Origin of the sequence: Streptococcus sp. HMSC078D09, assembly GCF_001813675.1 — a bacterium.
GTDB lineage: Bacteria > Bacillota > Bacilli > Lactobacillales > Streptococcaceae > Streptococcus.
The window spans coordinates 60,920-69,208 of the sequence record NZ_KV813675.1; the positions used below are offsets into that span (position 1 = coordinate 60,920).

Sequence of the window (8,289 nt, forward strand, 5' to 3'; positions counted from 1 at the left end):
TCTATTAGATAGTAACATAAGTAGGCTAAGCTGTCAAATGAAGCAAAGAAAGGCTAAGCCTTGATACCACGATTAGTGGGCCTCTGTCATTTCAGGAAGATGGAGGCTTGATTGTGCTAAGTCAATGGTGAGTTGGTAATCGGTTTGATCACGCACAGTGATTTCAAAGTCCGTCGTGTAGAGGACCAAGCGAAGAGTTGCACCTTTTTCGAGCTTGTAGATGGTTGGTTGGAGATCAAAGTCAAATTCCATCCACTCGCCTGGTGTTACGGCCTCAACCTCTAAGAGGTCATGCCGGTTTTGGAGGTTGAGATAACCTTTCGAAATGACCCGTTGGCCCGCTTCCTTGAATGGCAACTCGGTCAAGTTGTCTAGCATATGGTAGCGACCGTTATCCAGTGTACGGACCGATAAGACTGCAGGATAGGGTTGGAGGTATTTCTTGCTTCCAAGCTCTAAGAGTTGGGCTGAGAGAAGGCCTTTATTGGTGCTTGATTGGACCCGTAGGTGAAGGCGAGCTTTCCCGTTGAGGTGCAGGTCTTCTTCTATTGGAAGATCGATGGTCACCTGCTGGGCCTTGTCTTGATAGAGATCGCTTAAGAAGGTCGGATAAGCCTTGCCATAGCGCTCGTAATCTTTTGTCTCGTAGCGGTTTTGGATGACTTTTTCACCATCTCCGAGTAGGAAGGTCCGCTGACTTGTTTGGTTGCCAAAATCATCCAAGGAAGTCCAACTTTGTTCTCCTGTATTGTCCTGCCAAATGATAGTTGGCAACTCATAGCTTGAATCGTAGCCCAGCAATTTTTTAGAGAGGAGGGCGTTCATGCTCTCACGGAAGTCAATGGACTGCCAGTTGTTGAGGTAGACATGGGCACCATTGTGGTAGAAGAGGTGTTTCTTGATGCTTGCTGGAAGGGCTTGGAACATGTTAAAGACGTGAAGCGGTTTGACGTTCCAGTCTTGGGAGCCATGGGTAAAGACCACCTCTGCCTTGACCCGATTTGCGTTTAAGAGATAATTGCGGTCGTGCCAGAATTGGTTGTAGTCCCCAGAAGCGCGGTCCAGCTCTTTTTTGACGCGATCAAGATCGGCTTGGTGGGCCGCATTGTGGTGTAAATAATCTCCACCTAGAAGGTTGCGTGAATAGGTCAATTCGGCAAGGGAATCAAAATCTTCGCCTGGATAGCCGCCAGGACTTGTCACGAGACCATTTTCGCGGTAATAGTTGTACCAAGAAGAGATCCCAGCCTCTGCAATGATGACTTCCAGACCATCCACGCCTGTGGTCGCAAGGCCGTTAGACATGGTTCCAAGGTAAGAGATCCCGGTGGTTGCGACCTTTCCATTAGACCAATCAGCTTTGACCTGGCGCTTGCGTGTATGATCTGTAAAGGCCCGGCAACGGCCATTGAGCCAGTCGATGACGTTCTTGTAGGCTTCGATTTGTTGGTAATTTCCATTGGTCATCAGCCCTTGCGAATCTTTTGTCCCCACTCCAGATACGTAGAGATTAGCGTAGCCGCGTGGAAGCAGGTAGTCATTGAGGGTATAGCTAGAGTTGATATGGGTTAGGAGCTCTTCGGCCTCCTCCACCTCTTCAGCTTGACCGACAGGTTCGACTACTGTTAATTGAGGTTCTTCTAGTTGAATGGTATGAGATTCTTTGACTTCCAGGTCGACATTCATATTGTAGAGGGCCTTGTCGCTGGCCTTGTCGTTAGTTCCTTGGTGGTAAGGACTTGCGGTCATTACAGCTGGAATCTTGCCTTCATAGCGAGGACGGATGATGCTGACCTTGACCAAGTCTGGCAGGCCATCCTTGTCGGTATCGACCCGGCTTTCGACATAAACGACCTCACGGATAGCATCATGGCTTGTAAAGGTCGCGAGGCTCTTGCCATTAAAATAGTGATACTGGTTGGTCTCAGGAATCAAACCATCGCTGACCAACTGATCGATCAAGATATTGCCTCGTTTGGTGCGAGTGTTCAGGAGTTGGTAGAGGTTTTCTAGGAGAGAGCCATATATGATGGGGAAAGCCGTCTCCTTGCGAAAGACTTCACTATCATCAAAGTCGACAAAAAAACTAAAGCCCAGTAATTGGAAGGCAACTGTATAAAAAACATCTTCTCTTAAGGGTTTTTCAGAGTTGAAAAAAGCCAGCAAATCGGTTTCTTTATCTGCCACAAGAGTCGATAAGGCATAGTCTGTGTCCTTATATTGGAAAGAAACTTGGCGGACAAAGGCTTCCAACATTTTTTTCGGATCGCTCTCTTCTTGGAAGCTAAAGCCCAAAAGAGCCAACTCTTCCTTCATCGTGTCATTGGCTGTAGGGATATAGCTAAATTGATTAAATTTCATGGTGGATTCTCCTATCTTGTTCACATCTCGAATTGAGTGAGCAGTCGCATCAGCGCTGTCATCGTTCCAATTTCTATTATACTGAATCAAAAAGGGATTGTCTAAAGAAAATAGGGAAAGCGTTTGTCGATAGAGTTTTTCATAAATCTGCGCAAAATTTCTTGTAAAAAGCCAGAAAATCTTTTACAATAAAAAGTGCTTGGAGGAAAGTATGACAGCAAATCAGATCGTAAGAGTGATCCCAGTCTTGAAAGTGAATAACCGAAATGTCAATCAACGCTTTTATGAAGAGACATTGGGAATGAAAGTATTAGTGGAAGAAGGAGCTCTCCTATCTTTAGGAGATGCCTCAAAAGTAGAAAAAATCGTCTTAGAAGAGTCACCGAGTATGCGTTCGCGTAAGGTCGAAGGTCCAAAGAAATTGGGTCGCATCGTGGTGAAAGTGGCACAAGCTCAAGAAATTGATTATTTGTTGGCCCGCCAGCCAGAAACAAGCGCCCTTTACCAAGGAGCTAATGGTCGCGCCTTTGAAGTTGTGTCTCCTCAAGGAGATACCATTTTCGTGCATGCTGAAGAAAATCTTGAAAGCCTAGAACCTTTGGAGAAAGCGCCTCTTGTTGACGTGCCAGAAGATTTCAAAGGTTTGACGAGCTTTGATGTGGACTTTCTTGAGGTTAATGTGGCCGATTTTGCTGAGGCTGAGAAGTTCTATAGCAGCTTACCAGATCTTGCCCGCTTTATCCATTTGCAGGAAGCCCAAGGAGAAGATCTCCAAGTGGAGAACAAGGTGACCTGGGATTTGAGCATGATCAAGGTCGAATTGGCACCTTTTGATGTGGAAGTTCTGAAAGAAAGCTTAGGAGAAACTGTCGATTTTGTGCACCGTAAGGGAACTTTCTTGATTGCCAAGGATCTGAGCCAGATCGAACTCTGGTTTGAAGCCAATCAAGATCAGGTCCATATTTCTTATGAAGAATAAGAATGGAGTGATGAGCGTGAAGGCAATCATCGAAAAAATTACCGAACAAATCCAAGAAGGCATCTATCCAGGTGCCTCTCTTGCGCTTTACCGCAAGGGTCAATGGAGTGAGCACTATCTAGGACTTGCGGATCCTGAAAAAGGAGAGCCCGTAGTGGCTGATCTGGTCTATGATTTGGCCAGTGTCAGCAAGGTCGTCGGAGTCGCTACCATCTGTGCCTTTTTGTATGCGAAAGGAGAGCTTCCGCTCGATCGCCCCTTTAAAGAGCTTTACCCACGTTTTGCTCATGACAAGACGACCATCCGGGAACTCTTGACCCATACTTCTGGTCTCGATCCTTTTATCCCCAATCGGGATCAATTGGATGCGAGACAGTTGAAAACAGCCCTTGAAAATTTGCAGTTAAAAGAAGACAAGAGTTTTCATTACACTGACGTCAATTTTCTTCTGCTGGCCTTTTGGTTAGAAGACAGGTTTCACCAGCCCTTGGATCGCTTATTTGAAGAGCTGATCTTTACACCTTGGAAGATGACGGAGACACGGTTTGGACCGGTCGAAAAGGCGGTGCCAACGGTCCGTGGAGTGGCTTCTGGAAGTGTCCATGATCCCAAAGCGAGAGTTCTGGGCCGTCATGCGGGAAGTGCTGGACTTTTTTCAACTGTTGCTGATCTAGAGCGCTTCTTAGAGCATTATCTGAAGGATGATTTTGCGCGAGACTTGTCTCAGAATTTTGCGCGTGAAGAGGGCAAGACCCGCGCTCTTGGATGGAATCTAGAGGTGGACTGGTTGGATCATACGGGCTATACAGGAACCTTCATCATGTACAATCGAAAGAGGCAGGAAGCTGTGATCTTTTTGTCCAACCGGACCTATGAGAAGGACGAACGGGCCCAATGGATCCTGGACCGCAACTCCTTGATGGACCTAATCAAACAAGAATGTGAAAAATAGAAATGGAAGGCTAGGATGATGGATCCTAGCCCTTTGCTATCTGTCAGATAAAACTCAACTCCGTCTTAGGTTGGATTTCCTTCAAAAGCATCGCTTTTTTGGCTGATTTATATTAAAATAGTAATGACCTTAATAGAGCGAGATGAATATGAACAAAGAGATAGGCGTCGGAAGGGCGCATAGTAAAATTATCTTAATTGGAGAGCATGCGGTGGTTTATGGTTATCCGGCTATTGCTTTGCCACTCCATCATATCGAAGTGATCTGCCAGATCGTCCCAGCAGACAGTCCATGGATTTTGTTTGAAGATGACACCTTGTCCATGGCAGTTTTTGCGTCTCTTGAGCACCTCGGGATTCGCGAGGCCCGGATTCGCTGTCGCATTCAGTCCATGGTGCCGGAAAAACGGGGGATGGGATCATCTGCAGCGGTGAGTATCGCAGCTATTCGTGCAGTCTTTGACTATTATCAAGAGGAGCTGGACGATGAGACCTTGGAAATCCTGGTCAATCGAGCAGAAACCATTGCCCATATGAATCCAAGTGGGCTCGATGCCAAGACTTGTTTGAGTGATCAAGCCATTAAATTCATACGGAATGTCGGCTTTTACCCGCTGGAGCTGGGTATAAAAGCTAGCTTGGTAATTGCAGATACGGGGATTCACGGCAATACCCGTGAGGCGATTCAAAAGGTTGAAGCCAGGGGGCAGGAAGTTTTGTCCCATTTCCATGAGATTGGTCAGTTGACCCAGCAGGTAGAAGAGGCTCTGAAAATGAATGATCTAACGAACCTAGGACAGGCTTTGACTACTTGCCATGAGCACTTGAGAGCCGTAGGTGTCAGCTGTGAAAAAGCAGACCACCTGGTCGCCGTTGCCCTTGAAAATGGGGCCTTAGGCGCTAAAATGAGCGGAGGCGGTCTTGGTGGCTGTGTGATTGCCCTCGTCAAGGATTCTCGTGAAGCAGCAACCATTGCCCATGCATTAGAAAAAGAAGGAGCGCACCATACATGGATCGAAAACCTGTAAAGGCTAAGTCCTATGCCAATATCGCGATTATCAAATACTGGGGAAAAGAAGATGCCAAACAGATGGTCCCTTCGACCAGTTCGATTTCGTTGACCTTAGAGAATATGTATACAGAGACGAGTCTCTCTCCCTTGCCAGCAGATGCGACTGCGCATGAATTTTACATCGATGGGGAATTCCAAAATCCAGCTGAGCAAGCCAAAATTGGAGCTGTGATTGATGGCTTGAAGCCAGTAAATGAAGCGGGATTTGTTCGGGTGGATACCAGCAACAACATGCCAACCGCAGCAGGCTTGTCCTCTAGCTCGAGCGGGCTCTCTGCTCTCGTCAAGGCTTGCAATCAGTACTATGATTTGGGCTTGAGCCAGGAGGAATTAGCTCAAAAGGCCAAGTTTGCTTCGGGTTCTTCTTCACGGTCTTTATTTGGTCCCTTAGCAGCCTGGGACAAAGAAAGTGGAGAAATTTATAAGGTCAAGACAGACCTGAAATTAGCAATGATCATGTTGGTCCTCAATGACAAGCAAAAGCCCGTTTCCAGCCGGGAAGGGATGAAACGCTGCATGGAGACTTCGACTAATTTCAAAGAATGGATCGAAGAGTCTCGGCAAGATTACAAGGACATGCTGGGCTATCTAGCCGGCAATGATTTTGAACAGGTCGGTCAGCTGACAGAGCGCAATGCCCTTGCTATGCATGCGACGACTAGAACAGCCACTCCAGCCTTTAGCTACTTGACAGAAGAAAGCCACAAAGCTATGGAATTTGTCCGTGAGCTTCGCGTTGCAGGCCATGCTTGTTACTTTACTATGGATGCAGGGCCAAACGTTAAGGTTCTCTGTTTAGAAGAAGACTTGGATCAGCTGGTGCCTTTATTTGATGCCCGCTATCGGACCATCGTATCTAAGACAAAGGACCCTCAAGATGAAGACTAAGTATCAGGTACAGACTGGAGGCAAGCTCTATCTAGCTGGAGAATACGCGGTGCTAACACCTGGCTATGGGGCAGTGATTCAGTTTATCCCCATTTATCTATCAGCTACCATCCAAGAAGCAACAGCTTACCAGTTAGCCTCAGATCTCTTTGGTTACCAGGTGGATTTAACCCCAAATAAGGACTACGTCTTGATTCAAGAGACCATTCAGCTCATGGAAGAGTGGCTGAAAGATCAGGGGATAGCCCCTAAACCGTTTGATCTTCACCTTAGAGGAACACTGGGCGAAGAGGGGAAAAAGTATGGGATTGGTTCCAGCGGAAGTGTGGTCTTGCTCGTGATCAAGGCCATGGCCGCTCTGTATGAACTAGACCTACATCCGGACCTGCTCTTTCGACTAGCAGCAGTAGTCTTGGTGCAAAGAGGGGACAATGGTTCCATGGGCGATTTGGCTTGTATCGCTTACGAGGACTTGATTTATTACCAATCCTTTGATCGGGCTTGGTTGCATGAAGTCTTGACTTCTCAGCCTCTTTCACAAGTTTTAGACCTGGATTGGGACTACCAGATCTGCTCGATCCAGCCAGCCATCTCTTATGATTTTCTGGTTGGTTGGACCAAGGAACCAGCGATTTCAAGTGATTTGATCCGCCAGGTCAAGGGGGCGATCAAGGAAGATTTTCTTCAGGAGAGCCAGAGAGCAGTGAAGAATCTTGAAAAAGGCCTCCGTGAAGGGAACCAAAAAGAAATTGAGACCAGTATCAAACGTGCGGATCAGAACCTAAAGTCTTTGAACCCTTTGATCTATACCCCAGCTCTGAAAGTTTTGCAAAAAGCGACAGAGGGCCTTTCTGCCTGTGCCAAATCCAGTGGTGCTGGAGGAGGCGACTGTGGAATCGCCCTTAGTTTTGACCCAGTTGAGACTCAGACCTTGATAGACCGCTGGAAGGAAAAGAATATTGAAGTCATTTACCAAGAAAGGATGGGAGATTCGTGAGCGAAAATCGAAAAGACCAGCATATTCGCTATGCCTTGGAGCAAAGCTCCTCCTATAATAGCTTTGATGAGATCGAGCTGATTCACCGATCCCTCCCCCTTGTGGATCTAGCGGAGATTGATTTGACAACCCATTTCGCAGGGCGTGATTGGGAGGTTCCTTTTTATATCAATGCCATGACAGGCGGGAGTAAACGGGCTAAAGAGATCAATCAAAAGTTGGCAGCAGTAGCCGAAGCTTGTGGGATTCTCTTTGTGACTGGCTCTTACAGTGCAGGGCTGAAGGATCCGAGCGATCAATCGTATGCGGTCAAAAAAGACCATCCTCTTCTTCTTTTAGCAACCAATATTGGCATCGATAAAGAGCCTGATTTGGGCTTACGAACAGTGGAAGAGCTACACCCTCTCTTTCTTCAAGTCCATGTGAATCTGATGCAAGAGTTGCTCATGCCCGAAGGGGAGCGGATTTTCCACACTTGGAAAGACCATCTCAAGAGCTATGGGCAGGGCTTTCCAGTGCCTGTAGTCCTGAAGGAAGTTGGCTTTGGTATGGATCCCAAAACAGTTCAGGCAGCGCTAGAGGCTGGGATTAAAACCGTTGATATTTCTGGACGTGGTGGTACTAGTTTTGCCTATATTGAGAATCGTCGTGGTGGCAATCGCGCTTATCTGGATGATTGGGGACAGTCAACTGCGCAGTGTCTCTTACAGTTACAGGATCAGATAGATCAGGTTGAGGTCCTAGCAAGTGGGGGCATCCGTCATCCCCTTGATATGGTCAAGGCCTTGGTCCTTGGAGCACGTGGCGTAGGACTTTCCCGCGTTTTTCTTGAGATGGTAGAGACTAAGAGCATTGAAGAAGTGATCGTCCTTGTCCAAGGATGGAAAGAAGACCTCAGATTGCTCCTTTGTGCGCTCGGTTGTCAGAACCTGAAAGAGCTCCGTGAAGTCGACTATCTCCTCTATGGAAAATTGTGGCAAGCGAATCAACAGAAAAAATGAAGAAAAATCATTTTAGAAACTTTCCTTAGGTGAGTACGGA

The 8,289-nt window shown here is 47.0% G+C and carries 7 protein-coding genes; 6 read left to right on the forward strand and 1 reads right to left on the reverse strand.

What is annotated here, in order from left to right; translation table 11 throughout:
• Positions 1-72 precede the first annotated feature (72 nt).
• Entirely contained in the window at positions 73-2,361 is a 2,289-nt protein-coding gene (locus HMPREF2926_RS05665; protein WP_070586822.1) for a Xaa-Pro dipeptidyl-peptidase, read from the reverse strand.
• A 211-nt stretch (positions 2,362-2,572) separates the two neighbouring features.
• Here HMPREF2926_RS05665 and HMPREF2926_RS05670 point away from each other — a divergent pair, with 211 nt between their 5' ends.
• The 6 genes from HMPREF2926_RS05670 (at position 2,573) to fni (ending at position 8,249) form a co-directional block, all read left to right on the forward strand.
• Positions 2,573-3,340 (forward strand): CppA N-terminal domain-containing protein, encoded by a 768-nt coding sequence (locus HMPREF2926_RS05670; RefSeq protein WP_070586823.1) that lies wholly within the window; start codon positions 2,573-2,575, stop codon positions 3,338-3,340.
• Between the two features lie 10 nt (positions 3,341-3,350).
• A complete protein-coding gene (locus HMPREF2926_RS05675; protein WP_070587395.1) occupies positions 3,351-4,292 on the forward strand; it encodes a serine hydrolase domain-containing protein in 942 nt (313 codons plus the stop codon).
• Between the two features lie 148 nt (positions 4,293-4,440).
• Positions 4,441-5,319 carry a mevalonate kinase gene (gene mvk / locus HMPREF2926_RS05680; RefSeq protein ID WP_070587397.1) on the forward strand — a complete coding sequence of 293 codons (879 nt, stop codon included), beginning with the start codon at positions 4,441-4,443 and terminating at the stop codon, positions 5,317-5,319.
• The gene (gene mvaD / locus HMPREF2926_RS05685; protein ID WP_070586825.1) at positions 5,301-6,251 is read left to right on the forward strand and encodes a diphosphomevalonate decarboxylase; all 951 of its coding nucleotides are present in this window, start codon (positions 5,301-5,303) and stop codon (positions 6,249-6,251) included. The genes mvk and mvaD overlap by 19 nt, the downstream gene beginning before the upstream one ends.
• Positions 6,241-7,248, forward strand: a complete 1,008-nt coding sequence (locus HMPREF2926_RS05690; protein ID WP_070586827.1) for a phosphomevalonate kinase — start codon at positions 6,241-6,243, stop codon at positions 7,246-7,248. Before mvaD ends, HMPREF2926_RS05690 begins: the two co-directional genes overlap by 11 nt.
• Complete coding sequence (fni, locus tag HMPREF2926_RS05695; RefSeq protein ID WP_070586828.1) at positions 7,245-8,249, forward strand: type 2 isopentenyl-diphosphate Delta-isomerase; 1,005 nt, start codon at positions 7,245-7,247, stop codon at positions 8,247-8,249. The genes HMPREF2926_RS05690 and fni overlap by 4 nt, the downstream gene beginning before the upstream one ends.
• Positions 8,250-8,289: the final 40 nt, after the last annotated feature.

Bases quoted from the DNA above. Each gene is read 5' to 3' on its own strand.
- mvaD (WP_070586825.1), top strand. From the start codon at position 5,301: ATGGATCGAAAACCTGTAAAGGCTAAGTCCTATGCCAATATCGCGATT.
- HMPREF2926_RS05670 (WP_070586823.1), top strand. From the start codon at position 2,573: ATGACAGCAAATCAGATCGTAAGAGTGATCCCAGTCTTGAAAGTGAAT.
- HMPREF2926_RS05690 (WP_070586827.1), top strand. From the start codon at position 6,241: ATGAAGACTAAGTATCAGGTACAGACTGGAGGCAAGCTCTATCTAGCT.
- HMPREF2926_RS05665 (WP_070586822.1), bottom strand. From the start codon at position 2,361: ATGAAATTTAATCAATTTAGCTATATCCCTACAGCCAATGACACGATG.
- mvk (WP_070587397.1), top strand. From the start codon at position 4,441: ATGAACAAAGAGATAGGCGTCGGAAGGGCGCATAGTAAAATTATCTTA.
- HMPREF2926_RS05675 (WP_070587395.1), top strand. From the start codon at position 3,351: ATGAGCGTGAAGGCAATCATCGAAAAAATTACCGAACAAATCCAAGAA.